The sequence below is a fragment of the Myxococcales bacterium genome (genome assembly GCA_016712525.1).
Lineage (GTDB): Bacteria > Myxococcota_A > Polyangia > Polyangiales > Polyangiaceae > JAAFHV01.
Genome location: JADJQX010000001.1, coordinates 376,806 through 402,305, shown reverse-complemented (window position 1 = coordinate 402,305; position 25,500 = coordinate 376,806). Strand labels below are relative to the sequence as shown.

The 25,500-nt window shown below is 69.5% G+C and carries 26 protein-coding genes, 1 tRNA gene and 1 pseudogene; 11 read left to right on the top strand and 17 right to left on the bottom strand.

The window, feature by feature from the left end; translation table 11 throughout:
• Positions 1-4 precede the first annotated feature (4 nt).
• Positions 5-922 (bottom strand): hypothetical protein, encoded by a 918-nt coding sequence (locus IPK71_01725; GenBank protein MBK8212442.1) that lies wholly within the window; start codon positions 920-922, stop codon positions 5-7.
• Between the two features lie 129 nt (positions 923-1,051).
• On the opposite strand from IPK71_01725, the gene IPK71_01720 reads away from it, so the two are divergent.
• From IPK71_01720 to htpG, 3 genes are all read left to right on the top strand, one after another.
• Entirely contained in the window at positions 1,052-1,843 is a 792-nt protein-coding gene (locus IPK71_01720; protein ID MBK8212441.1) for a FadR family transcriptional regulator, read from the top strand.
• Entirely contained in the window at positions 1,840-2,430 is a 591-nt protein-coding gene (locus IPK71_01715) for a sterol desaturase family protein (protein MBK8212440.1), read from the top strand. The genes IPK71_01720 and IPK71_01715 overlap by 4 nt, the downstream gene beginning before the upstream one ends.
• A 321-nt stretch (positions 2,431-2,751) precedes the next feature.
• Positions 2,752-4,626, top strand: a complete 1,875-nt coding sequence (gene htpG, locus IPK71_01710; protein MBK8212439.1) for a molecular chaperone HtpG — start codon at positions 2,752-2,754, stop codon at positions 4,624-4,626.
• A 315-nt stretch (positions 4,627-4,941) separates the two neighbouring features.
• On the opposite strand, the gene IPK71_01705 is transcribed toward htpG, so the two are convergent.
• The gene (locus IPK71_01705) at positions 4,942-5,508 is read right to left on the bottom strand and encodes a hypothetical protein (GenBank protein MBK8212438.1); all 567 of its coding nucleotides are present in this window, start codon (positions 5,506-5,508) and stop codon (positions 4,942-4,944) included.
• Positions 5,509-5,770: 262 nt separating this feature from the next.
• On the opposite strand from IPK71_01705, the gene IPK71_01700 reads away from it, so the two are divergent.
• The 4 genes from IPK71_01700 (at position 5,771) to IPK71_01685 (ending at position 9,598) form a co-directional block, all read left to right on the top strand.
• Positions 5,771-6,331, top strand: a complete 561-nt coding sequence (locus tag IPK71_01700; GenBank protein MBK8212437.1) for a TetR family transcriptional regulator — start codon at positions 5,771-5,773, stop codon at positions 6,329-6,331.
• Positions 6,332-6,533: 202 nt separating this feature from the next.
• Entirely contained in the window at positions 6,534-8,855 is a 2,322-nt protein-coding gene (locus tag IPK71_01695; protein ID MBK8212436.1) for an RNA-binding transcriptional accessory protein, read from the top strand.
• A 63-nt stretch (positions 8,856-8,918) separates the two neighbouring features.
• Complete coding sequence (locus IPK71_01690; protein ID MBK8212435.1) at positions 8,919-9,461, top strand: hypothetical protein; 543 nt, start codon at positions 8,919-8,921, stop codon at positions 9,459-9,461.
• Between the two features lie 56 nt (positions 9,462-9,517).
• A tRNA-Leu gene (locus IPK71_01685) sits at positions 9,518-9,598 on the top strand.
• Between the two features lie 156 nt (positions 9,599-9,754).
• Here the strand turns inward: IPK71_01685 and IPK71_01680 are convergent.
• From IPK71_01680 to IPK71_01610, 15 genes and pseudogenes are all read right to left on the bottom strand, one after another.
• A pseudogene (locus IPK71_01680) lies at positions 9,755-10,360 on the bottom strand (tyrosine-type recombinase/integrase).
• A 634-nt stretch (positions 10,361-10,994) separates the two neighbouring features.
• A complete protein-coding gene (locus IPK71_01675) occupies positions 10,995-11,444 on the bottom strand; it encodes a hypothetical protein (GenBank protein MBK8212434.1) in 450 nt (149 codons plus the stop codon).
• On the bottom strand, positions 11,441-11,755 hold the full coding sequence (locus tag IPK71_01670; protein MBK8212433.1) for a hypothetical protein: 315 nt from the start codon (positions 11,753-11,755) through the stop codon (positions 11,441-11,443). Before IPK71_01670 ends, IPK71_01675 begins: the two co-directional genes overlap by 4 nt.
• Positions 11,752-12,660: a hypothetical protein gene (locus IPK71_01665; GenBank protein ID MBK8212432.1), complete on the bottom strand. Its 909-nt coding sequence runs from the start codon at positions 12,658-12,660 to the stop codon at positions 11,752-11,754. The genes IPK71_01670 and IPK71_01665 overlap by 4 nt, the downstream gene beginning before the upstream one ends.
• Before the next feature lie 883 nt (positions 12,661-13,543).
• Positions 13,544-14,035: a hypothetical protein gene (locus IPK71_01660; GenBank protein MBK8212431.1), complete on the bottom strand. Its 492-nt coding sequence runs from the start codon at positions 14,033-14,035 to the stop codon at positions 13,544-13,546.
• 841 nt (positions 14,036-14,876) lie between these two features.
• Complete coding sequence (locus IPK71_01655) at positions 14,877-16,607, bottom strand: hypothetical protein (GenBank protein MBK8212430.1); 1,731 nt, start codon at positions 16,605-16,607, stop codon at positions 14,877-14,879.
• Entirely contained in the window at positions 16,604-17,530 is a 927-nt protein-coding gene (locus IPK71_01650; protein ID MBK8212429.1) for a hypothetical protein, read from the bottom strand. The genes IPK71_01655 and IPK71_01650 overlap by 4 nt, the downstream gene beginning before the upstream one ends.
• A complete protein-coding gene (locus tag IPK71_01645) occupies positions 17,527-17,853 on the bottom strand; it encodes a hypothetical protein (protein ID MBK8212428.1) in 327 nt (108 codons plus the stop codon). Before IPK71_01645 ends, IPK71_01650 begins: the two co-directional genes overlap by 4 nt.
• A complete protein-coding gene (locus tag IPK71_01640; protein ID MBK8212427.1) occupies positions 17,850-18,251 on the bottom strand; it encodes a hypothetical protein in 402 nt (133 codons plus the stop codon). The genes IPK71_01645 and IPK71_01640 overlap by 4 nt, the downstream gene beginning before the upstream one ends.
• 70 nt (positions 18,252-18,321) lie before the next feature.
• A complete protein-coding gene (locus IPK71_01635) occupies positions 18,322-18,528 on the bottom strand; it encodes a hypothetical protein (GenBank protein ID MBK8212426.1) in 207 nt (68 codons plus the stop codon).
• A gap of 58 nt (positions 18,529-18,586) precedes the next feature.
• On the bottom strand, positions 18,587-19,741 hold the full coding sequence (locus tag IPK71_01630; protein MBK8212425.1) for a hypothetical protein: 1,155 nt from the start codon (positions 19,739-19,741) through the stop codon (positions 18,587-18,589).
• Between the two features lie 11 nt (positions 19,742-19,752).
• Entirely contained in the window at positions 19,753-20,544 is a 792-nt protein-coding gene (locus IPK71_01625) for a hypothetical protein (protein MBK8212424.1), read from the bottom strand.
• Complete coding sequence (locus IPK71_01620; GenBank protein ID MBK8212423.1) at positions 20,541-20,726, bottom strand: hypothetical protein; 186 nt, start codon at positions 20,724-20,726, stop codon at positions 20,541-20,543. Before IPK71_01620 ends, IPK71_01625 begins: the two co-directional genes overlap by 4 nt.
• On the bottom strand, positions 20,723-21,181 hold the full coding sequence (locus IPK71_01615; GenBank protein ID MBK8212422.1) for a hypothetical protein: 459 nt from the start codon (positions 21,179-21,181) through the stop codon (positions 20,723-20,725). The genes IPK71_01620 and IPK71_01615 overlap by 4 nt, the downstream gene beginning before the upstream one ends.
• Before the next feature lie 168 nt (positions 21,182-21,349).
• Positions 21,350-21,571: a hypothetical protein gene (locus IPK71_01610; GenBank protein MBK8212421.1), complete on the bottom strand. Its 222-nt coding sequence runs from the start codon at positions 21,569-21,571 to the stop codon at positions 21,350-21,352.
• 579 nt (positions 21,572-22,150) lie between these two features.
• On the opposite strand from IPK71_01610, the gene IPK71_01605 reads away from it, so the two are divergent.
• The 4 genes from IPK71_01605 (at position 22,151) to IPK71_01590 (ending at position 25,476) form a co-directional block, all read left to right on the top strand.
• Positions 22,151-22,858, top strand: a complete 708-nt coding sequence (locus tag IPK71_01605) for a hypothetical protein (protein ID MBK8212420.1) — start codon at positions 22,151-22,153, stop codon at positions 22,856-22,858.
• A 220-nt stretch (positions 22,859-23,078) separates the two neighbouring features.
• Positions 23,079-23,516 (top strand): hypothetical protein, encoded by a 438-nt coding sequence (locus IPK71_01600; protein MBK8212419.1) that lies wholly within the window; start codon positions 23,079-23,081, stop codon positions 23,514-23,516.
• A 418-nt stretch (positions 23,517-23,934) separates the two neighbouring features.
• Positions 23,935-24,336: a hypothetical protein gene (locus IPK71_01595; protein ID MBK8212418.1), complete on the top strand. Its 402-nt coding sequence runs from the start codon at positions 23,935-23,937 to the stop codon at positions 24,334-24,336.
• A gap of 477 nt (positions 24,337-24,813) precedes the next feature.
• Complete coding sequence (locus IPK71_01590) at positions 24,814-25,476, top strand: hypothetical protein (protein ID MBK8212417.1); 663 nt, start codon at positions 24,814-24,816, stop codon at positions 25,474-25,476.
• Positions 25,477-25,500 lie beyond the last annotated feature (24 nt).

Genomic DNA, 25,500 nt, shown 5'->3' with positions numbered 1-25,500 from the left:
CCGCTCAGAACGTGCCCGAGAGGCCGAGGTGCGCGCCACCCGCGACGGGCGAGAACGAGAGCGTCGCCGCGTCCCGTGCGCGAGGCTTGCCCGTGACGAAGAGCACGGCCGACGTGACGAGCAGCGCGCCTCCCACTCCGGTGAGCACGTACGCGGTCGTGCGTTTTCCGGTGTGCTCGTCGACCTGATCCTGCGTGCACGAGCTCGTCGCCCCGCAGCCCGCGCGCAGATCGGCGATGCTCGCGTTGAAGCTCGCGCCGACCAACGCCCCGACGAGCAGCGACGCCGCTCCTGCGCCTGCGAGGCCGACCGCGACGTAGCGTTGTGTCCCGAAGAGCGGCGTCTTCTCGCGGGGGGTGATGGGGACGAGCCTCGGCGGCGGGAGCACCACGGGCTCCTTCGGCGGGTCTTTCGGTGGCTCCGCCGGCTTCGGTGGCTCGAGCCGCAGATCGATCGCGCGGCCCTTGGTGCCTTGGGTCACGAGCACGAGCTGCTCGAAGGTGACCTCGCCGCGCGTGGCCTTGAAGGTGTGGCGGCCCGGGTCGACCGGCATGGCGTGGCCGAGCGTGTCGCCGGCGATCTTCACGCCGTCGACCGTGACGTCGGCGTCGAAGACGTCGAGCCCCCGCTCGTCGTGCACGGAGACGACGACCGTGGGCAGGGCATCGGCCACCTCGCCGATCCACTTGGTGCAGTCCTCGCGGACGATGGCGGGGCACGTGGGGGCCTGGCACACGAGGAAGCGCTCGCGGGCCGAGATGAGCTTGCCGGCGTTGCGGAGCTGCTGGCCCTTCTCGGCGGCCTCGAGGCATGCCCGCTGCGCCTCGGCGGCGGGCCCGGCGAGGGCATGGGAAGGCGCGGCCACGAGCCCGGCGAGGCCCGCGACGAGGACGGCGATTCGCGCGCGTTTCGGCCCTCTCATGCGCGTTCCACGGTACCCATGACGGCATGCGGCAAGCAAGCGGCGACGGTCACGATCGCCCACGCCCCTTCGGGGTGCGTCTGGTAATACCAGTTGACCAGGTGACCTCCTGATCCTAGCGTTCGAGGCATGTGGACTCGGGTGGCGCGACGGCTCTTGCCGGAAGAGGTCTTCGAGCAGATCCGCGGGCGCATCGTGCGCGGCGAGGTCGCCCCGGGGGAGGCGCTCCCGGCCGAGCGAGCGCTGGCCGAGCACCTCGGGGTGAACCGCAACGCCGTGCGCGAAGGCCTGAAGCGCCTCCAGCAGGCGGGGCTCGTGGCCATCCAGCACGGGGGCCAGACCCGCGTCCTCGACTTCACGCGCACCGCGGGGCTCGAGCTGCTCGCGTCGCTCATGATCGACGGTGAGGGAAACGTCGACACACGGGTCGTGCGAGGGGTGCTCGAGCTGCGCACCGAGCTGTCTCCCGTGGTGGGCCGGCTCTCGGCGAAGCGTGCCTCGCGTGCCGACGTGCGCGCCATGCGCGAGGTGGTCGCGAAGATGCGCGCCGCCGACGGCGACACGCAGATCCTCTCGGAGCTCGCGCTCGACTTCTGGGCGGCCGTCGTCAAGGGGACGGGGAACGTGGCGCTCGAGCTCGCCATGAACTCGCTCGTGGCCACCTACGGGCAGGTCAAAGAGCACCTGCGGCACGTCCTCGCCGAAGAGCTCCGCGCCACTGCCGACTACGAAGCCCTCGTGTCCGCCATCGCCGCGCACGACGCCGACACGGCCGCCCGCGTGGCCCGCGCGATCGCGTCGCGAGGTGAGACAGCGCTCGGTCGCATCACGGACGTCGTCGACGCCGCGCAGCGCCTCGTGCGCAACGAGGACGAGCCGCGCTCGCCCGAGCCACGCCCACGCCGAAAAGGAACGCCATGACCCTCTCGCACATGCGGTCGCTCCGCGAGGTCGCCCGCGCCTTCTTCTCGTTCGGGAGCCCTAGGCTGCTCGGGGCGCAGCTCCTCGTCGCGGTCGCGTTGCGCCCGTTCGTGGGTCAGCCTTCCGTTTGGGACCTCGTCGTGATCGCGGGCGTCGCCGTGTATTGGCCCATCCAGGAGTGGTGGCTCCACAAGGTGCTGCTCCACGCGAAGCCGGTCCGGCTCTTCGGTCGATCGATCGCGCTCGGCGCCGCGCGCACGCACGGCTACCACCACGCGCACCCGACGTGCGCGGCCTCCACGCTCCTGCCCACGAGCACCGTCGCGGTGCTCGTGCCGATTCACCTCGCCCTCTGGCTCGTGCTCGCGCCGACCCGCGGGGCCGCGTGCACGGGGATCGTCGCGCTCGGCGCAGCGGCGCTCCTCTACGAGTGGATCCACTTTCTCACCCACTCGGCCTACCGCCCCACGACGGCGTGGTTCGCGGAGGTGAAGCGCCGCCACATGCTCCACCACCACAAATCGCCCGATCGGTTCTTCGCGTTCGTCGTGCCCTCGGTCGACGATTGGATGGGCACGGGCAAGTAGCGCGCGCCCCCTTTCGAAAACACGAACGCCGCCCTTCTGGTGGAAAGGGCGGCGCGTGCATCAAGCCAAGAAAACAAGAAAAGGGAGTGAAGCGAAGGAAGGGACGTGACGAGGAGAGCCGAGCCTCGGGGGTGGAGGAACCCGAGGCCCTTGGGAGGAGGCACAGTCACGTAATGCTGGATCCGTGCCAGGCATAAAATGCAATGATATCCATGCTTGGGCACCGTGGAGACAGGGCAGGTGGCCGTGCGTGGCACACCCGATGGCACAGCGCCGCGGGGGCTTGCGGGCGGCGCGTGTGTGCATGACATTGCGGGCGCCATGACGACCCACGCGTTTCAAGCCGACGTGACCCGGCTCCTCGAGCTGGTGGTCCACTCCCTCTACTCGAACAAAGAGATCTTCCTCCGCGAGCTCGTCTCGAACGCGGCCGACGCCCTCGACAAGCTCCGCTTCCGCGCCGTGACCGAGCCCGGCCTCATGGGCGACGTGCCGCTCTCCATCACCCTCCGCCCCGACGCCGAGAAGAAGACGCTGGCGATCGAGGACACCGGCATCGGCATGAGCGAAGAGGAGCTCGTGAAGCTGCTCGGCACGGTGGCCCACTCGGGCACGCGCGAGCTCTTCGAGAAGCTCAAGGCCGCCGGCGAGGCGAAGGACCTCTCCCTCATCGGGCAGTTCGGAGTGGGCTTCTACAGCTCGTTCCTCGTGGCGTCGCGCGTCGACGTGATCTCGCGAGCGGCCGGCCAAGACAAGGCCTACAAGTGGTCGAGCGACGCGAAGAGCGAGTTCACCGTGGTGCCCGTCGAAGAGGGCCGCGCGACGCACGGCACGACGATCGTGCTCCACCTGAAGCCCGAGCACGAAGAGTTCCTCGAGCCGTGGCGCCTGCGCACCCTCGTCGAGCGCTACTCGGACTACGTGCCGCACCCGGTCTCGGTCGTCACGAAGGACAAGGACGGGAACGAAGAGGCGAAGGTCGCGAACCGCGCGACGGCCCTCTGGCAGCGCCCGAAGAGCGAGATCACCGACGAGCAGTACGACGAGCTCTACGCGCACATCGCCCACGACTTCGAGAAGCCCCTCGCGCGCTCGCACTTCAAGATCGAGGGCACCCTCGAGTTCGCGGGGCTCCTCTATTTGCCGCGGCGCGCGCCGAACGACCTCTTCGATCCGAACAAGGCGAAGGGGCTCAGGCTCTTCGTGAAGCGCGTCCTCATCATGGACGATTGCCAGGACCTCTTGCCGCCGCACCTAAGGTTCGTGCGCGGCCTCGTCGACTCGGACGATCTGCCGCTCAACGTGTCGCGCGAGATCCTCCAGGACTCGAGCACGCTGCGCGCCATCAAGAAGCAGGTGACGAAGCGCGCGCTCGACATGATCGAGGACCTCTCGAAGAGCGACGCCGAGGCCTTCCTCGAGTTTTCGCGCACGTTCGGCGCGGTGCTCAAGGAGGGCGCGGCCATGGGCGAGACCGACGAGAAGCTCGTCTCGCTCCTCCGCTTCGAGAGCACGAAGACGGGCGGCGAGGACGAGGCGAAGATGATCTCGCTCGACGAGTACGTGGCGCGCATGCCCGAGGGCCAGAGCGACATCTACTTCCTCCACGGCACGAGCCGCGCGTCGCTCCTCGGCTCGCCGTACCTCGAGGCCCTCACGAAGAAGGGCTACGAGGTGCTCCTCCTCACGGACGCGGTCGACGAGTTCTGCGTCGCGGGCATCCAGAAATGGAAGGACAAGCCGCTCACGTCGGCGCAGAAGGCCGACATCCACCTCGGCGAGAGCGACGACGAGAAGAAGGCGCGCGAGGAGCGCTCGGACAAGCTCAAGGCCCTCGTCGAGCGCGCGACGAAGGTGCTCGAGGGCCGCGTGAAGGAGGTCAAGCTCTCCGACCGCCTCACCGACTCTCCCTCGTGCCTCGCGCTCGGCCCGGGAGGCACTCCGCTCGCGATCGAAGCCATGCTGCGCGCCGCGGGCCGCCCCGTGCCCCCGAGCCCGCGCATCTTCGAGCTGAACGGCACGCACCCGCTCGTCGAGAAGCTCGGGCAGCGCGCGCAATCGAACGCGGACGACGAGGTCATTGCAGAGTACATCGAGGTGCTCTACGACCAGGCGAAGCTCGCCGAGGGCGGCGTCCCGGACGACCCGGGCCTCTACGGCAGGCGCGTCGCGAAGCTGTTGTCGCTGGGGGTGTGAGCCGCGGGTGACGTGGGTCCCCCCCTGAGCGAGCGGAGCTCGCGATTTGGGGGGGACCGCAGGCGCGCAGGACACTAGCAGCCCGTTGATTTTCTCCCGTCGGCCGCTCACCGCCGCATCCCGACCGCCTTCGTTGCGATCCTGCGGTGCGTCCTCGCCTACAAAAGTAGGCTCCGGGCGCTCCTCGGATCGCGCCTCGGCGGGTCGGGCGCGGACGTCGAACGGCCTCGGTCCGAAAATCAACGGGCTGCTTGGCCGAGCACCTGCGAGGGGGGGCACCCCTGGAACTGTTAGTGCCGAAATAGGCGAATGATTTTATGATGTTGTGTGGGGCTTGGGTGAGGCTCCGCGCGGTGGACCGAGCGCCGCGATTCCCTCGTTGAGCTCCCTCGCGAGATGGTCGCACGACGGAGAGCCCGTACCCTGCCAACCGAGCTCGATCGTGGCCCCGTCGCCGAGCTCGAGGTAGAGGGCCAGAGGATCGGAGAAGTCACCCCACCCGTCGGTGAACGCGGACGGTGGCTTCCGGTAGCTGCGCCAGCTCCACGGGACGAAGAAGAGCACGGTGCGAATCACCCGCGTCCGGGCCGGGGTCACGTCGACGCGAACGCGGCACCCGAGCCACGCGACGAGCGACGCGACGATCCCGAGGAGGGCGAGGTTCGCGCCCCACACCGAGAGGATCGCCGGAAGGGTCCACACGACGAAGCCGAGCGCGGCCATCGGTGCGGGGTCCGCTCCCCGGAGCCGAACACGCGTCGCCGTGGCGTGGATCCGCACGCTCCTCGTCGCGAAGAGAAACGGGACGATGGCGCCGCCGCTCGTGTACGCGAGGAGGTACGTGAGGGACCAAGCGACCGCGCGTGGCACGTGCTCAGGCATGGCGCGCTCCCGCGTTGGACGGTCGCCCCGAAGGCACGTCCTCGGCGAGCTCCGTGCGGTCGTCGGGACGGGCGACGAAGGCCATGAAGCGTTTGGCGCGGTCGCTCACCCTTGGCGCGGACGTCGCCTCGTGGCCGTGCGGCGGTCGCCGAGGCCGTTCGTGTGTCGTGCCGCCGCGCACCGCTCCGGAGTCACCGTCGTCGAACCTCGTGAACGTCATGCAGGTACGCTGACGCGAATAAATTGGTTACCCTACCAATCTATGGGACGACCAAGCTTGCGCGAGCAGCGGCGCGCCGAAATCGTGGAAGCTTTCGCGCGCGTGCTCGCCTCCCACGGGTTCGCAGGGACGACCATCGCGGCCGTGGCCGCCGAGGCGAACGTGGCGCCAGGGCTCGTGCATCACTACTTCACGGGCAAGGAGGAGCTGCTCGTGTGCCTGCTCCATGAGCTCACGGCGCGGTTTCGGCAGCGCACTCACGCGCTCGAGCCTACGAAGGGGCCTCTCGGCGCGTACGCCGACGCCGCCGTGCGCCTCGATGCGACCGCCGATACGATCGCCGCCCGCTGCTGGGTCGGTGTCCTGGCGGAGGCCGTGCGCAACCCCACTCTTTTCGCTCAGGTTCGGCGCCTCGTCGACACCGAGATCGAGGCGATTCGTCGTCGCTCCTCGGAGCGGCTCTCTCACGAATCGGCAGGCGCGGTCCTCGCGTTCGTCATCGGCGCGCTCGTGCTCGGCGCGTTCGCCCCACGGAAGACCGCGGGGTTCGCGGGCCCCGCGCTCGAGAAGCTCATCGCCGCACTGGAAGAGCCCCGCGCGTGAGCCGCGGGGTCTGAGCCGCGGGTGACGTGGGTCCCCCCCTGAGCGAGCGGAGCTCGCGATTTGGGGGGGACCGCAGGCGCGCAGGACGTTAGGCCGAGCACCTGCGAGGGGGGGCACCCTACTTGAGAAAATGATTAGTGGTATCCAGTGTTTAGAGCTGTGTGGCTGTTCATGTGTATAGTGCCGTGCTAAGCCTCGGCGCATGACCGACGCGCAGCTCTCTCCGGCCGACGATCCCTGCCCGCGTATCGCCGAGGACCTCGGCATCTCTTTGGTGTCGGTGCGCGCCACCGCCGAGCTCTTGGCCGGTGGGGCGACGGTGCCGTTCGTGGCGAGGTACCGCAAGGAGCAGACGGGCGGCCTCGACGAGGTGCAGATCCGCGACATCGACGAGAAGCGTGTGTACTACACGGAGCTCCTCGAGCGGCGTAAGGCCGTGCTCGCGGAGATCGCGTCGCAGGGCAAGCTGACGCCGGAGCTCGAGAAGAAGATCCGCGGCGTGTGGGTGAAGTCCGAGCTCGAGGACATTTACCTGCCCTACAAACCGAAGCGCCGCACCCGCGCGACGATGGCGCGAGAGAAGGGGCTCCAGCCGCTCGCGGACCTGATCCTGGCGCAGGCCGCGGGCGATCCGAAGGGGCTCGCGGAGGCGTACGTGAGCACCGAGAAGGGCGTCGCCGACGTGAAGGCCGCGCTCCAAGGCGCGCGGGACATCGTGGCCGAGGCGATCGCCGAGCGCGCCGAGGTGAGGCAGACGGTGCGCGAGATCTACCGCAAAGAGGCCGTGGTCGCGTGCGCGCCCGTCCCCGAGAAGACGAAGGTGCCCACGAAATTCGAGATGTATTACACCTTCCGCGAGAAGCTCGAGGGGCTGCCTTCACACAGGTACCTCGCGATTCGGCGGGGCGAGGCCGAGGGGGTCTTGCGCGTCGATCTGGAGGTCGACAAGGCGCGCACGGCGGAGCGGCTCTACGGTCAGGTCGGGGTGAAGCCGAGCTCGCCGTTCGGCGCCGAGCTCAAGGCCGCGGTCGACGACTCGGTCGCGCGCCTCTTGTGCCCGAGCATCGAGAGCGACGCGCGGATCGACCACAAAATGCTGGCCGATCGCGACGCGGTCGACGTGTTCGCCGAGAACCTGAAGAAGCTCCTGCTCTCGGCGCCGCTCGGCCGGCGTGTGGTGCTCGGCATCGACCCGGGGCAGCGCACGGGCTGCAAGTGCGTCGTGGTGGACGACACGGGCAAGCTGCTCGAGCACACGCTCGTGAACCTCGTCGCGGGAGACAAAGCGCTCGAGCACGCGAAGAAGACGATCGCGGGGCTCGTGGCCAAGTACGGGCCGTACGCCGTCGCCGTGGGCAACGGCACGCACGGCCGCGAGACGGAGGACTTCGTTCGGAAGGTGCTCGCCGAGGAGCTCGGGGGCGCGAAGAAGGACGTCATGGTCGTGCCCGTGAGCGAGGCGGGTGCATCTGTGTATTCTGCAAGCGACGTGGCGCGCGAGGAGTTCCCGGACTTGGACCTCACGGTGCGCGGCGCGGTGTCGATCGCGCGGCGGCTGCAAGATCCCTTGGCCGAGCTCGTGAAGATCGATCCGAAGGCGATCGGGGTGGGGCAGTACCAGCACGACGTGTTCCAGCCGCTCTTGAAGCGAAAGCTCGCCGAGGTGATCGAGTCGTGCGTGAACGCGGTGGGCGTGGAGCTCAACACGGCGAGCGCGCCGCTGCTCGAGCACGTGGCCGGCCTCGGTCCGACGACGGCCAAAAAGATCGTGAAATACCGCGAAGAGAAGGGCGCGTTCGGCTCGCGCGCGGAGCTCTTGAAGGTCGCGGGGATCGGGCCGAAGGCGTTCGAGCAGTGCGCGGGGTTCGTGCGGGTGCGAGGCGGGGCTCACCCGCTCGACGCGAGCGCCGTGCACCCGGAGCGGTATGCCTTGGTCGAGAAGATCGCGAACGATCAAGGTGTAAAGCTCACGGATCTCGTGGGCAACGCCGAGCTCGTGGCCAAGGTCCCTTGGGAAAAATACGCCTCGAACGACGTGGGCCTCCCGACGCTGGAGGACATCAAGAAGGAGCTCGCGAAGCCCGGCCGCGACCCGCGCGACGCGTTCTCCCCGCCGAAATTCCGGGACGATGTGCGCACCCTCGAGGATCTCAAGGTGGGCATGGAGCTCGAGGGCGTGGTCACGAACGTGACGGCGTTCGGCGCCTTCGTGGACGTGGGCGTGCACCAGGACGGGCTCGTGCACGTGTCGCAGCTCGCCGACCGCTTCGTGAAGGATCCTCACGAGGTGGCGAAGGTGGGCGACAAGCTCAAGGTGAAGGTGCTCGAGGTCGATCTTGCGAGAAAGCGCATCGCCCTCACGGCCAAGTCGGGCGTGGCACCGAAGGCTCAGGGGGGGCAGGGGCAGAGGCCTCCCCAGGGGCGCCCGGAGCCGAACCGAGCCCCTCAGAAGGGCGCACAAAAGGCGCCGGATGCGGGGAAATTCGGCCACAACCCGTTCGCCGCGGCCTTCGGGAAGAAGTAGGCCGCTTGCCTCGAAGGGGCACCTCGGGCGTGCACTTCGCACGCTTCGAGGTACGCTTGGCGGGTGAGGTCGAGGTGGCGTTCCCAGGCATCGAGCGGGCTGTCCTCGCGTGCTCCACGGGCTGCGCGCTGGCTGGGGCTCGGCGCCGTCGTGGTGTGCGGGCTCGGGCTCGGGAGGATGGCGCATGCCGCGTCGCCCGAGGGCGCGGGGGAGGGGCGGCCGTACTACTGCGAGCGTGTCGCCTCGTCGCCGGACGATTGGGCGGTGTACCCCGAGTGCGCCGCGCGCGAGACGTCTCCCTCGAAGGCCGAGAAAACTAGGCCTCTCGTGTGCATGGGGCTCGAAGCGACCCGCGACGTGTGGCTCGCTTACCCCGAGTGCCGCGGGGTCGTGAAGGCGCCCGAGCCGTTGGCCGAGAGGTCTTCGGCGCCTGCGTATTGCCGCGGGCTCACGTCGAGCGGCGACCTCGTGGCGTACCCCGAGTGTGCCTCGGCGGCCTCGTTCGAGACGTCGTCGGGGGCGCCTCGCCGCGGGGCACCGTCGTTCTGTGACGGCGTCGCGCCGGGGCCCGAGAACGATCTCGCCTACCCCGAGTGTGTGCGCTGACGAGCGAGCGCGCGAACCCTTTCGCCCGGGTCCACATGCGCTATGCTGCGACGGCCGCACGGGTGGCGAAATGGCAGACGCAGCGGATTTAGGTTCCGCCGCCGCAAGGCGTGGGGGTTCGAGTCCCTTCCCGTGCACTTCTCAGCAGTTAGGCGGTGTGAGCTGAGATCGTTTCGAGGTCGTGCCGCCGTTTTGGCCGCCGTTTTCGCGGCGGCAACGGCGGCAAGGCTCGGCCCGAGCACGCGATCCATGGGCTCGAACCATCCGCCCGCGCCGACCTTCGCGAACGTGGTCGCGAGGCGCCGGTAGTTCGCCACCTCCGACGAGGAGCGGTGCCCCGTCTTCGCCGTCACGAAGGCCTCTGTCTGCCCCGAGGCGAGCGCGACGGTCACGAAGGTGGCCCGGAGGTCGTGCGCGCGGATCGGACGCCTGGCGGCCGAGCGCTCGAAGAGCTCGGGGCGGTCGACGCCGGCGAGCCGAAGGTGGGCCCGGAGGTCGTCCGCGAGGTGCCCCGGGTCGGCCACGGCGAACACGCGGCCGACGGTGCCGCGGACCTTGCCCCACGCGCGGAGCGCGGCCAGGGTGCCCGGGTCGAGCGCCCACGATCTGGGATCGTCCGTCTTGTTTTCGTCGAGCCGCACCACGCCGCGGCCGAGGTCGAGATCCGACCACTCGAGGCCGAGCGCTTCACCGGCGCGCATCCCCTCGCGGGCGAGGAAGCCGTAGAGCATGCGATGGGCCAGGGGCACGGCATCGCAGCCGAGAAGCCGGGCCTCTTCGTCGGGGTAGAGCGCGGCCTTCGCCTTCTTCTTCGCGATCTTCGGGAGAAACCCGCGGGGGAGGGGAGACGCGGCGAGGAGCCGGCAAGGGTACACCGCGAGGGCGAAGAGCCGCGCCATGGCCTGGGCAACGTGGCGACGGCTCGCCGCTTCGAGCTCGGGCGGGAGCCTCCGAAGCACCTCGAGCGCATCGTCGAGGGTGAGCGAGGCGAGCGCGCGATCGCCGATGATGGGGTACACGTGCTTTCGGAGGCGCCCCGCGTCGTCGTCGGCCGACCTCTTCGCTCGCACGTGGTCGGGGTAGAGCCGCGCGAGCTCCCCCGAGGTCCACCGCTCGCCGAACGTCTGGAAGGTCAAGGGGCCCGCGCCCGAGGCCTTAGGCGACGCGACGACGAGCGAGCCCCCGAGGAGCCCGTCGACGGCACGCTCGACGGCGCGGAACTTCGCCGGATCCGAAGCCGAGGCCGCCTCGAGCACCTTTGGCAAGATGTCCGCGTGGCCCGCGCTTCGCAGCCGATCGATCAGCGTTTGCACCGAGTGCGCGCGCTCGAGAGCGACCTCGGCCGTAGCTGCCCACGGCGCGGCGATCGACGCGCGCTTGTTCGTGTCGATGGTCACGCGGATGAAGAGCGACCCTCGCCGCTCGTACACACCTCCTCGCGCCCTTCGGTTCGCCATGGTTCCTCCTACCGTGCACGATGCACGCGTCGACGTCGAGACCCGGAAGGGCCACGGCGCCGACGCGTCGGGTACGTCATTCGCCCTGATCGTAGGGCTCGCTGCTCGCCAGCCTCGCTAGGTTGGCCCCTCCTCGGAGCGCGAAGCGCCGAAGTGCGGACCGCCAGACCTGCCGAAGACGTTCCTTCGAGAGACCGCCGAGCAGCTGCCCGATCTCCTCAAGGGTCAGCTCGCTTCCGTCCGCCACGTCGAGCGCGCACGAGCGCTCGGCCGGCATGTCGCCGGGCTCCCCCGTGTGGTTTTGGTGGATCGTCCCGGTCTCGCTCACGTCGAGGAAGAGGTTCATCCGACACCCGACCCACGGGCATGGGCGCGGCACCGTCGCGCAGTCGGCACGGGTCCGCGGGCGTTGGTCGTCGATCGGTTCGGCCGCGTCGCCGATCGCGTCGGATTCGTCGTTGAGAACGCGGAGACGGACGCGTGACCCTTCGGCGATCACGAGGGCCATCACCGCGGGCGCGTTCATCGGTGCCCAACCTGGACGATCGAGAACCCCGCCGACGCGAGCCCTTCCACGTCCAGTTCGCACCACACCAAGACCTCGCCCGGCTTCACCTTGCGGCGCATGCATTCGACCGCCGAGGCCTCGAGATCGTTCGCGCGAAGGCGCTCGGCGAAGGTGTCGCGGAGGATGACCCCCCGCTCGCCTTCGCTCAGGCGCAGAACGACGACGACGAGCGCCCAGGCCCTTGGTGGGAAGGGCGAGGCGCGGAGCGTAGCCCGGACGATCCGGGCCACGTCCCCTTCGGCGCAACGGGCGACCGACGGCGCGTTCACGATGCCAGCTCGGGCGAGGCCTTCCCCTTCGTGAAGAGCGACGCGGCAGCCGTACCGAACTCGCGCGCTCGGTCGAGCAACGAGGGGGCGTCGTCCTCGTCCTCGCCCACGTAGACCACGCGGGAGGCTTCCGTTTCGCGCTCCCGATCGGCTTCGACCTGGGCCACGCGCTCCTCTTCGGCGCGGCGCACCAAGGCGTTCGCGTCATCGAGGGTGCGGGCAGACAGGCGTAGCGCGAGCTCCTTGCGAAGGCGCTCCTCGTGCCCCGCCAACGATCCGCCGTCCTTCGGGTCGAAAATGTCGAAGCTCGCAAGGAGGCTCTGCACCACCCGAGAAGGCTCGAACGCCATGTAACGAAGCGGGTTCAGGTCGAGCCGGACGCTCCCCCGCGCCTCCAGCACGGGCCCGAGCACGTGGAGCTCGTCGAGCTTGGGCATGTCCTCCCCCTCGGCGCGAAGCTCCGCGGCGGCAGCGTTGCTTTCGGCGTAGCTCGCCGCGATCACCGCAAGGCCCTCGCGAATGGCCTTCTCGCCTTCGACGATGGCCGCGACGGACGAGGCAATGCGCGCTCGGTGCGCTTCGATGGAAGCCGTCTCACGCAGCTCGGCGAGGCGCGCAGCACGAGCAACGCGCGCGGCCTCTGCTTCCATGGCGGCGCGGTACGCATCCAGCTCGCCTTGCGCAGCGTCGCGGACGTCCCGCAAGTGCGCGAGACGGTCGTTCGCGAGTTGCGCAGCGTCACGCGCGCGGAGGACCGCGGCGCCAGCGGCATCGTTGGGGTTCGCCACGTACTCGGCGCGGGCCTCTTCGTGGGCGACGGTGGCGGCCCTCGCCGTTTCTGCGGCCGCGTCGTGGTCGGCGGTGGCGCGCGCGAGGCGGGTCTCGAGATTGGTATCGGTTTCCATGATTCATCCTGCTTTCTTTTGCGCGAGGTTGTCGCGCGTCTGGTTCCCCGTCATGGACGGGAGCGTGAAGGGGGCGCCTCTCACGAGGTCGCCCCGAGAACGGACTCCACAACAGCCTGAAGCGAGCGATTGGCGTCCACATGGACCACGCGGCCAAATTCGCTCGCCGCGCGGCGAGCCTTCGCTATCTCACTCTCAAGCCACGCCCGCGAGACGGGCTTGCTTCCTCGCCCCTGACGGCGCGCCGCGAGGACTTCGGGCGGAGCCGTGAGCAGCACGGAGATCCGAGGCCGTGCGCTCCTTTCGAGATAGGGGAGCACCCAACGCCCAAACCTCACACCATCGAGCAGGGCGACGAGGGGCGCGAGAGTCGGATCGTCGAGCTGACCGAAGGCCTTGGCAAAGACCGCACTGGCGACAGGCAACGCGTCCGCCCCGTCGTGCGTCGCTCCCAAGTACGGCCCGAGCGCGCAGAACCGCGAGCCAACCGACCAGCGGCCGACGGGTTTGCCCTGGACGCCGAGGAGCGCTCGACAGACGGCAGATTTGCCCGCGCCCGGGCAGCCCGCAACGAAGACCACGGGGCGACGTGAGCCGCTCACGCTGCACCTCGGGTTCCGCTCAGGCGCTCGATACGCGCCGCAAGGACCGCCAGCGCGGCGCTGACCTGCCCCAGGGTCGGGGGTGGTGGCGGCGGCGGGGGCAGCGGCAACGAGCCCCCCCGACGGGGCAGGGTTGCCGCACGGACCTGAGCCGGACGCGGAGCGCTGGCCACCGAGGGGGCTCGACGGCCGTTGACGACGTCCACCCGCCGCTGGTCGATCTGCTCCTCGTCCGGCGTGAAGAGGGCATGCGCGAACACGGTTCTCGAGGTTCCCATGGCTCAGCCTTCCTCCGAGGCGCGCTCGCGCTCGGCCGCGCGGACGTCGGCGGGTTTCATCGTCGGGAAGACCAGCCGGTCTCCCTCGTCACGCACGCGGGGCGCGCGCTGGGCGGAGCGCTCCGCACCGGCGCGCGCCGCGATGGAGGCTCGCGCCTCGGCCGGGCGCATCGTTCCGAACACCAGGCTCGAGCCGTTGTCGACGATCGCTCGGCCCGGGGTACGGATCCCCATCCGTCGGTCGAACTCGGCCGCTTGCGCCGACGGGCCGGCCGTCGCTCGGACCCGCGCGTCGGGGCGTCCAACCTTCGGCGCGGCGAGCTCGCGAGGCGTCCCGATCACGGTGTCACGGGACGGCTTCGGAGGGCGGGCCATCGTGGCGGCGGCGCGAAGGACCTGGAGGGGGGCGCGCTCGAGCGCCTTCGCCATGCTGGGCCCGAGCTTCCGGAGCAGTTCCGCGCGCTCGCGCTCTTCCGCGATGCGGCGGGGGCTCATTTGACCACCCGCCCAGACCCCGGAAACGGTGCTGGCGGCGCGAGCGGAGAGGGCCGCGCCTTGGGATCCTCCCCCTCCCGTGCGTGCCGGCCGCCGTAACAGGGCGGGAACGCGGCGCCGTTACGCTCGATGGGATCGGGAGTCTTCTTCTCTTCGTTCATGGTCGTTGCTCCTTGGGTTACGAATTCGGGTTACGAATTCGGATTTCGCAGTCGTTTGCGTGAAAAAACGCACCCCGCGCGCCACGGAACCTCCCCCACTGTTGGGGGGGGACCCGTTGCGCCCGGACGAAAACGCGGGTTACGCGCACGACGAAGCGGAGGTTGCCGTGTCACCGCCGCGGTTACGTCGCGCCTTCGCTCGGGGCCGGCGTGACCGCGGGCCAAGGCCTCGGCCTCGTCGGTCTCTGGTGGGTCCAGAAGGCCCCCGCGGTACGGGTTGAGCGGTGCGTCGTACAGGCTCACCGTGGACGGGGCGTTGGGGTCGAGCTCGCCCAGGTCCTCCGCCCCGTCGTCATCGCCCGGCCCGGGGCCCTGGGAGGCACGCAGGCGCGTCGACGAACCGGGACGCCCCGAGACGTCGAGCGTCCGGCGATCGCCCCGCTCCGACCGAATGGCGAGCGACGGGAGGCCGGCGGAGGCCGACAGGTGGGCCACAGGGGCGGCAATCGGCGTCGGGTCGCTGGCATACGACACGGACACACCCGAGCGCCGCGCCGGCTTTGCCGGCTTCGCCCGGTTCTTTCCAGCCCCTACAAAATGCGTATGTGAATGTCTCTGTACCCTCGCGTTTTTAGGGGTGGGAAACAAGGCGGCGAAGCCGGCAAAGCCGGCACCCACTTTCACGACGCCTCCCGGGCCGCAGCCCTGGCAGGAACGACGCGCCACGTGAGAACGCCCTTGCGGTTCTGGTGTCCCACGAGCTTCGAGTCGCCCATCACGCGGCCGTTCATGCGCTTGAGGAACCAGCCCACTGCCTTCACGCTCGGTGCCATCCCCTGCTTAGCGTTCGTCCCCGACTCGAGGGCTTCGCGCAAGTCGTCGAACCCGTCGGGCGGCGTGGGGCCCCGAAACCGGTCCGGCGGGTAGAGCAGATCCACGGCGCGCTTCGCCGTGAGCTCCCCCTGCGGCGCGAGCCGCGGCCAGTGATCGATGACGGCGAGAAGCGCGGCCTTCTCCGGGTCGGCTACGCCTTCGACCTCGGGCCGACACGTCATGATGTCGGAGCCGCCGGCCCAAACGAGCGCCTGGGGAATGAGGGCTGCCCAGGCCTCGAAGCTGCCCCACGCGCGGAGCCCTTGCGACGGACGCCCAGCGACAACGAAGGCACGCAAGAGCGTCAGCGCGGCGCTGACGAGACGTGCGCGATTATCCCGCACCCACGCCAAGAGGTCGGGGTGGCGAAACTCCGTTCGATCCTCGGGGTTCTCCAGTGGGCTCTCCACGCGTGACACGAGCACTCGGCGTGTCGTGTCGCCATGGATGGCCATGTTGTTTCCGGTCGCGAGCACGACGGCGGGCCACGGGAGGGCCGGAATCTCGCTCTTTCCGAGCACGCGAAGATCGACGCCGCTCTCGCCGGCCGTCAGGCACCGGTCCAGGGCCGCACCACCGAAGCTCGACGCCACATTGTCGAAGTTGACCAGCGCTGCGCCGCGGAGCGCGTAGGCGCCAAGCACCTTCTCGAGTTCCTCTGGGTCCGGCGGCCACCCCATCTTGGACGACGTATGCCCCGTAGCAATGAGCGCGATGACGTCGGCCTGAAGGCTCTTTCCGCTTCCACGCGTGCTCGCGTCGAGGAGGAACGCGGGAACGCTCCCTCGGATCGCCGGGCGAGCCAACAGGGTAAGGATCGCCGCGACACCCACGAGCCGATGGGCGCGGCTCACGTGGGGGAAGTCGAGGAAGGGCTCTTCCAGCTCGGCCAGGGCGGCCGCCGCGGCAGCCTGCGTCGGCGCACTTGGTACGGGGAGGCATGGGGCGCTTGGGGCGAGCACGTAGCCGGTCGCGTGGTCGTAGCCTGCCGACGTCGCCACCGTGCCGTCAGGACGCAAGAACGGTGTCCCGGAGACCCCAACGAGCGGAGGGATTGCGGGCCAGGCCCCCGCTTCGGCGATCGCCTTCACAAGGTTTCCTGGCGGGCTCATCGGAGCGTTGCCCCACTCGCCCGTCTCGCGATCCTGCACCAGCTTCCCCACGCGCAGGCACGACGTAAGAAACGAACGCAAAGTGGCGACCGTGAAGGGAACAATGCGCGCTTCTCGCCGGAGGGTCGCGACGGCACGATCATCTTGCGCGTGTCGCTCGAGCACGGGCTCGGATACCCCACCGTCCGCGACGTGCACGAGCTGACCGACGCGCGCGAAGACGTTGGGCGTGCGGGAAAGCACGTCGATCGCGTTCGCAACCGCCACGTGAAGATCGTGCGGGGAGTAGACAACCCAAGGGCGCGGATCGTCGCCCTTGTCCGGTTGTGCCGTCGGCCGTGCGTTTGCCTTCCGGTTCGCCGTCGCCTTCCGGGCGCGCGCCTCGCCAATCTGGAGCACCACCTCGTCGCTCTGCCGAACGGTCATGAGGCCCGCCTCGCATCGAGCAAGAAGCCCTCGGGTACCCGACCGTTGGCGCGCGCTTGGGCGACCTTTCGCGCGAGCTCGGCCTCGGTCCACGCCGGCTTGCACCCGCGGTTCCAGTCGCGAAGCACCTCGAGCGCCGCCGCGTCGTCGAGCTTGAAGCCAACCGCGGCCACGAGGGCGGCGCGAAAGGTCGCATCGTGCCCGCGGGAGCCCGCGATCGCGTGCGGCAATCGAGCCACATAGCGCCGAGCACGCTCGAACGGCGAGAGTGCCGGGCCCGTCATCGAGCGGTTCGGCGCCCTTCGCGCGGCCTCGGCGTCGCGCTCGGCGTGGTCGGCCTCGCGCACCGCGCGTGCAACTTCAAGCCACGCGTCGACGTCCAGTTCGTGGCCTTCGAGAGAGCCCGCTTCGAAGATGTTGGACGGCGGTCGCACCGGCACGAAGAAGGCGCGGCTCGGGTCCTTGCAGACCGCATCTACCCGCACGCCACCTCGCGCGAGCGCCGCGGCGAGAAGTGGCCACGTCGCTCGGTGCTCGTCGGAGCGCATCGGGCGAGAGAGGGGCGCGAGCACTCGGAACCGGAGCGCGTCGGCGGTCGAGCTGTAGGAGGTGTGGAAGCTCCACGCGAGGTCCATCGACGCCGCGAGCCGGGCCTCGATGTCCGTACGCGTCGAGAGGGGCTCGTCGACGTCGAAGGCCAGCGCCGTGACGTGCTCGACGTGGGCCAGCGCTCGCCGCTCACCCGCAAAGGTCGCGACGCTGACCAACGGAAGCGCGTGCTTTTCGCCCTGGTACGGCCAGCGATCGACGTCGCCCACGAAGTGCCCGAGCTCCAGCCCGACGCGGAGCCCCGCGGGTTCGCGCAGCCCGCGAAACCAAGTCGCCTTGATCCAGCGTTCGACCCTCACCGGCGGACGGATCATGCTGCGCCTCCTCTCACGAGAGGGTGAGCGTCGAGGAACGACAGCCGCGCCCAGTCCCGGATCACGACGAGCACCGGCGCGACGAAGCCGCCCGCCCGCGGACATGTCGAGACGATCGTCAGCTCAAGATCGTCAAGCCCGAGCCGAGCCAAGAACGCGGCCCGGTTGGCGACAGGGATCACGAACCCTCCGGGCGCGTTTGGTGCGAGAAAAACAAGATCGCCGGGGTCGACTGCGCGGCCCCGGAAGCTCGAGACGAGCTGGTCAGCCTGCCGCACGAGCCGCCGCCGCTCGGCGCGGGGGAGGGAGCCGATGGGGTTCAAGAGACCCTCCGCAGCCCGAGCGCGTCGAGGACGTCGTCTTCCGCCGCGGGGAGAGGCACCGGCACCGATGGCGGCGGTTCGCGCCCCTGCCCGAGGAGGGCCAAGCCGCGCGGCCACGCGTCGGCCGACACGAGCACCGTCCTCCCCTCGCGCCACGAGCCCACGTCCCCCTCGGCGCGGAGCAAGCGGGCGACTCGAAGGAACTTCGTCCGCCCCGCACCGGGCGGAAGCGCCCTTTGCGTGTATGGCGCAGCCATCGGCGCGGCCGCCCCATGTCCTAGGTCGGGTGTTCGCCGGCAGTTTGCGCAGACGAGCACGCCACCGACGATGAGCGGCGCCGACATGGCGCAGCTGCAGCGCTCGGGTTGCGGGGTCGTTTTTGTGCGTGTAGTCTTCATGGGTCCTCGGTGCCGTCGAGGGCTTGCGCGGCTCGGGTCCTCCCCCCGGGCCGCGCGCCTCTTTTGTTGGCTAGGCGGCCGTGGGCCGCGAGAAGGTGCGGGCCACGGTGACGCCGCGGTCCGCGAGGACACCGGCGATCCGCTCGCCGGGTCGGCCTCGCACGGGAAGCCCGACGAGAACGCGGAGCACCGTGCGCGGGTCCGCCGCAGCTTCGAGCGCGATCGCGTTCACGTCGTCGTCGGTCAGGGGCGAGGGCGGGGGCGTTCGGTGTGCCATGCACCGCACCCTGATGCCTCGTGCGCCAGTCTCAAAACTACTGCGGGGCTGAAGTAGTTTATTTCTTCGCGCGCGCTGCGGTGAGCGCCTTGGTGAACGTCGCCACGTCCTTTGCACCGAACGCCCCGACTTCGACCGCCAGAGCCGCCGCGACGGCCACGGCCCCCTTCTTCCCCCGCCCCCCCTTGCGCCTACCAAGCACGTTGCGCTCCGGGTTGGGGTCCACGGCCACGCTCAAGAGCACGTCCCGTAGGCGCTCCGCATCGAGTCGCGCGAAGGCCGGATCGTGATGCCGCAGCGACTTCGCCATGAGCTTGTGGAAGTCGGTCATGGCGCGGATCTTCCACGACGCCATGCGATCCGCGTGGGTGTCGTTGGGAAGTGCGTCGTGACGCGCAAAGGTCGCGCGCGCAGCAAGCTCCAGCTCATGGGCCTCGTGGAGGGCCCGTTCCACCGACGCCACGTAGCGCGCGAGGCGTGCACCCTCTGTCGTGGGCAGGTTCGCTAGGAGTGCGTGGGCGGGCCGTAGCTGGTCCAGAGTCTCGCGATCGCCCGTCCCGAACGCTTCGACGACCGCACGCACGAGGTCGCGCCCGGCGTCGAAGTCGTCCGGGGCGATGTCAGGGTGCGGAGGCTCCCACGGAACGCGCGCTTGTCCGTCGTGAATGCGCGCCGCGAGCACGCCAGCGCCCTCGGGCTCGTATGTCTCGAGCTCCGTGTACGTATCGATCGTGCCGGTCACGGTCGCGAGGTACCGATCCAGCTTCCGCCGCTCGTCTCGGTCGGGCTCACTCTCGTAGAACGCCGCCCACCTCGCCGCGTCGGCCTTCTGCCGTTCCTCCCAGGTCGGTTGCGGGAACGCCTCGCGCACTGTGCCCACCAGCGCGCCGAACGTCCGCCGCATCGTCTCGAGGTCCCCAGCGCGAGCCGCCGCCCGTAGCTCGTCGGCCCATCGCTCGATCTCCTCGGCGTGCTCCTTGGAGGGTGCGCGCTTCTTGCCCCCCGCGGCCTTCGCGGTATCGTCGTCCTCGGCCATGTCGCGTCCCTCGCGCTGGTCTCGCGCCTCCGGGATTGCCGTCCCGGGGGCGCACGTCTTCGAGGCGCCAGCGTACGCGAGCGGAGGCGCCACGAGGAGCACGAAGGCCACGGCGGTCACGGCGGTCACGAGGACCACACACGCGCGCCGCCAGAGTCGCGGCTCCGTCGGAACCATGCGAGTGCCCCTCACGACTGCACCGCCCCAGCACGCCGCAGGCCCCACGAGTTGCCACCCCCGCCGCCGGGCGAAGGCTTTGGAGCCTCTTGCGACGTCAGCTCCGCGCGCAAGGCGTCGAGCCCCTCCAAGAGCACCCGCACCCGCCGCGCGTCGAGCTCAAGCCCCCACGTGCGGACCACCGTCCACGCGAGCGCAATTTCGCGTTCGGACGCACCAACGGCCCGCGCCGCGTCAACCATCGCTGGCGCCGGTCCCGGTTCGAGGGCTCCAGGGTCGCCTTGCGCCTCGGGGAGCCTCCCGCACGCCGCGGCATGAAGCGCCAGCGTGCGCGCGTCGTCCTCCAGGTAGACCGCCTTCGTCACCGAACGAAGGGTGCGCTCCACATGGCCCAGCGCCGCGATCGCGTCGTCGTCCTCGGGCTCGTACCCTTCTTTCGGCCGCTGGATGGTGCACCGCGAGAGGTGGGCCAACGCGAGCCGGAGTTCCCTCCCCGTTCGCTCAAGCACGCCCGCGATCGGGCTCGTAGCCGACTGGTCGGCCGAGAGCGACCCGAGGAGCTCCTCGGGGGGCACGGTGCTGGAAATCGCCGCCCGAGCGGTCCGGCGAGAGCCACGGAAGTAGGCCAGTGCCTCGGCCGCGCGCCGGGCGTCCACCAGCGGCCGGTCTCGCCAGAGCGCCGCGCCGATCTCCGCCCCGGCCTCAACCGGCCCCCGACAAGGCCCCCCCGCCTGGCCCACCCTCTCGTCACTCCGCTCCGCCTCGGCGCCGTTGGGCGACACGTCCATGCGGGGGCGGGTCACGCCGCACCGTCCTTCGCGAGCGTCGCACGGAGTTGAAGCACGCCCACAAGGAGCCGCTCCGCCGCCGCCGGCGAGATGGTCTCGGGCTTGTCGAGTCGAAGGATCGCCATCGCGGCGAGGATCTCTTGCGGCGATGCGCCGAGGGCCTTCCCGGCCGCGTGGAGTGCGTCGAGCGGCTTCATCGCGCACCCCCGATCACCGTGAGCTCGGCCACGAAGGCCCCCTCGCGCGGCTCCGCCCGCCCGGTCGGCACGAACCGGATCGGTTCGTCCAACGCGTCCACCATGCTCGTCGGCCAGAAGGGGATCGACGCACCGGCATCGCGCCTCGGGGCGTCCTCGGCTTCGTGGTCTTCGGGGGGCGGGGACGAGGCGGCGACGCCGAAGAATCGGCCCACCCGAAGCCTGCGCTCGAGCCGGTCCGCCTTCGGGACGGCGCGAAGGATCGCGATGCCCGTTGCGACCGTCTCGCCGGCCCAGTCGGGCACCGCCACGTCATCCGAGCCGCGCCGCACGATCATCCGGGCAAGGCGCCATGAGGCAAGCCACGATGCGCGGTCGATGGTCGCTTGAATCGCGACGATCAGGACGGCAAAGCCGAGGAAGATCGGCGCGGCAGAAGGGTGCGGGGCGATCATCGCGCACCCCCGACTGCACCCCGGGCGGCCTCGGCCCGGTCCACGATGGACGTACGAATCCCTGCCGCGTCCGCGGCTCCGTTGCTACCGTTCATGTGTCAGCTCCTGTCCTTCAGGGGTTGGCCAAGCGCTCCGGACGGGGTCCAGCCGTCGCGGAGCGCACTTCCTTCACTTCTTCGACTTCGGGGGCCGCTTCCGGGGCGGTGGCTTCGCCTCACCCGCCACGTCGAGCCCGAGCTCCCGTACCTTCTCGTTCACGAGGATCCGCACGACCGTCGCGGCCGGCGCGGAGTAGTGCTTCGCGAGCGCGTCGAGGCGAAGTCGGTCCTCGTCGTCCAGCCGAAAACGAAAGACCTGGTCCTTCGACATGCCCGCGATGGTAGCGCGCATCGTGCCTCCGTTGTGCCCACAATCGAGCACGTGGCCTATTGTGCCCACAATCGGCCCTCATGCAAGGGCGCCCGGCGACGTCACGGCCCGACCCGTGCGCGCCACGGTGGCGCACACGTCGGAATCGTTGGGGATTTCGGCGCGAACAAAATCGACGCGAGCCTTCGAGCGGGGCGCCTCGGAAGGCCACGGCGTGGGAGCTCGCGGCGAGGCGGTGACCAAGGGGCCGAGGTCGGGCCGAATGCCTGCGCCCCACGGTGGGGCGATGGTTGGAACCCGGGCCCGGTGCGAGCGCCGACGGCCTCGGCGTCGCGAGGAAGCGTGCCGAACCGAGGCCGAGCCCGGCGAAGGGGCGATGGATCCGAGCGGGGCGGGCGAACGGGAAGGGTACTCGCATCCGGGCTGGACGGGGAACGGGCGCCCGGTCCCATCGCGTCGGAGCGGCCTCGAGTTCGGCGCCACGGGGACCGTGGACGGGAGCGGTACGAGCCCGGGGGCACGGTGCGGCGGCGGCGCGCGGATGCGAGGTACCGACCGGGATGAAGCGGGGTGACCGGTGACCCGCGCTATGCTCTGAGCATGAAGCATCGTGGGAGGGTTCGGGCGATTGGCCTCTTGGTGGCCGCCGCCACGGCGTGCTCCAGGGCGCCGGACGCAGCAGATGCGGGCAACGCAGCAGACAATACGGGCCAGGCGACACGATCCGCGCCGGGAATCCTCGGGGCGCAACAAAAGCCCCTGGGCCCAGAGGCTCCGGTCACCCTCGTCGAGCGTGACATCGTCGAGCTTCAGGAACGTATCTACTGCCTCGAGACGCTGCGCGGTCAGTGCCGTGTGACGACCGGGATCCTCTTGCGCGGACGGGTCGTGCCCCGTCAGATTGAGGACGGTAGCGTGGTTGAGGCGATTGAGACGGCGCCGGGAGGGATGGCGGGCGAGGTGACGCACCTTCACTTCAATCTCCAGCCGCAGAGGGCTGCGGACCTCGACGGAATGGTCGGCGAGATTCTCCAGCACCTCTACTCGCAGTACGCGGCATTCGACGGCCACTGGCTGCGAACGGTAGTTCTGGAGCGGGGCGCCAGACACACCCCCGGTCACTACTTTGCCCGCGTCTCGCTCTTCAACCCGCACCACCAGTACCCCCCAGCAGCGCACCTCGCGAAGGGGATCAAGTGGGTGCAGCTCGACGACGAAGGGATTCCGGCGACGGGGATCTTGTTGCAGGATGGCGGGACGGTCGGCTTGAAGCTAGCCGACATCCCGCTCTCGCAACCTTTCCGGTAGTTGACCGATGCCAGCTCGCGAGGGGAACGTAGGCCACGAGCCCCTTGCGCTGCCGTGAGGCCGATGCGACGCTCACCGTGGAGGGTTTCGCCATGCGCAAGCTCGCGTCCGTCGTGCTCCTCGCGCTCGTCGCGGTGGCCCTTTCCCCGTCGTCGCCCGCGGCCGCGAGCGACGGGCCCGAGAAGCGCGGGTGCTGCTCTCACCACCAAGGCGTGTGCGGGTGCTCGTCAGGGCGGTCGACGTGCTGCGACGGGACGGTATCGCCCACGTGCGCGTGTCGGGGACCGGGCTAGGCATGGCGGGCGGCTTCAAAGACTGTCCCGCGTGCGGCGCGACGGTCGCGGCTGACCGTGCGCGATGCGTGTGCGGGCACTACTTCACGGCGAACCCGAAGGCCTTGGGGAAGAAGTCGCGGGGCGAGAAGCGCCGCGGGAAGGTGACCGCTCGTCGCGGCGGCGGCGTGTGGCTCGCGATCGTGGCCGTCGTCGCGGCGGCGGCGGTCCTCGTGTTCCTCGCCTTTCCGGGGGCGTCGTCGGTCGGCCTCGGAGTCGCGCTCTTCATGCTCTACCGGCTCGCCCGCCGCGTCGAAGACCTCGAGGCCGAGGTGGCCGACTTGCAAGCGGAGCTCGGGCAAGATGCCTCTGCCCCGGAGGGGTAACGGGGTACGCCAGAGGGGCGCCCCGCGGGCTAGCTCGGAGGCCCGGGGAACGACCCCAACACGAAGGCCTTGTGGTGGTAGTTCTATCTGGTGCTCATGAAGATGAACTCTGAGCGCTACGATTCAAGGAAGCCCAGCCGGGAACAACGCGCTGTCGGCCTCCTCCCTTCAACGTCCACGCGTCCGCCTCACGATGATGCCCTTCAGCGTTCACCCCGGAGTACCTGCCCGCTACGCATGGTCGACGTTAGATAGCCCAGAGCTGCGCTCGCGTGTGCACCCGGCCACCGCCGTAGATGAGGCCATTCGAGCAAACGCGCAGCCTCTGATCGTCATTTCGGGCCCTACCGGGGCCGGGAAGTCGTCCCTTGCTGCCGCGCTTGTTCGAGCTCGGAAGGCGCCCCCAGTCTTCGCTCACGTGCACCACCCGCTGGCGGAGCCATCGGCTCTCGAGGTGTGCATCGCCGCGAAGACGCTGGTGCTCGAGTTCGACGACGAGCCGCGCAAGCCCCCCCCATTGGTACGCGGCCAGTCGCCCGAGGCCGCGGCACGCGATCGCCAACTTCAGGAAGATCTTTGGAAAGAGGCGGTCGACGAAGCTGTCGAGGAGGGGCGGCTCGTGCGCCTTGATGTCGCTGAGCTCGTCTGGCCGAGAGTGACATGCTCGAAGTTCACGATCCTGACGACGTGTCGCCAGGCGCGCAGCTTCCTCGCCGACCACCCCATCCTCCAGCAAGCCGGGGCCGAACTGACGGTAATCGAGCTGGACCAGGACTATCGATGGTCGGATGCCAGCCCCATCGATCTCGACGATTGGTAGGTGGTGGCGTCGTTCCCGCACGTAACTCACTCGCTCGGGGGCTGGGGCTCGAGGCATCCCCCGCCGTGGTGAGAGCCGCACCCCCGGCCGAAAGATCCGTTCGTGCACGACGGCGAGCGGCTCCCGTCGCAGCAAAGCGCGTGCGTAGGCGAAGCTCGGCGCACCTCTTCGAGCACGCTGCGAGCTCGGGAGCCGACGCCTGCGGCCCGGCCGTTCAAGACGCCTGCGGGCTCGGGTACAGCCTTCAAAGGTTCATCCCTGAACGGCCTGGCGCCCGATTCGCCTGATCGGCCCTCTGTGTAAAGTTCTGGAATCGCTTTGGTTTTCGGCGTGCCCCAATGGATTGGAATAATCCATCGGCAGAAGCACTTGCCATCCGTCCCGTGGGGATTAGGTTAGCGGAGTCGTTCGAAAAGACGATGCCCGGGGGGCAACCCGGGCACCAAGTGAAAACCCTCGTTTCAAAGGATCTTCCTCATGGAAGCTACTCATCGTGCAACCAGTGTCAACGGCGGACTTGCGCCTGTCGTCGAGTGGGCGAAAGCCCGCGAGAAGCGGGGAGACATCCCGCAAATTACGGCGCGCCTATGGCTCACCGCGCTCGACCAGTTTGTCGAGATTCTCGACGACGACGACCCGACGGAGCCGAAGTTGTTCCTCGACCAACTCGACCGCCTGACCGACCGATACTGCGTCAAGAAGCTGGCGAAGGGGGAGACGGCGAAGAGCTACAAGTCCCGCGTCCGTTCGCTGCTCACAAACTACTTCGCATGGGACGCGGACAAGACCGGATGGAAGTACGACGCTCGAGTCCTGGGGCAGCGCCCAGCGAAGGCTCAGAAGGGGCCAAAGAACGACGAGAGCTCGCCGTCAGATCCTCCTTGCGCAGCGCCTGCGGCCGCCCCGGCTGTGGGCGCCCAAGTGCTCGCCTCCGCAAGCGCAGCGACAAGCACGCTCCGCTCTTTCCCGCTCGATGCCGAGGAAACGCGTCTTTTCGAGTTCCGTCTGCCGAAGGGCGGTATTTCCAAGGACGACGCTTTTCGCATCGCTATGCACCTCGTGTCGTTCGTTCACGACGGAATAGTCGATCCGGCGTTTCGGGGCGAAATGGCTGACGTGGTGCGATCCGCGGGTCGGTAATAGGCATCGGGTCTCTGCGTTCCT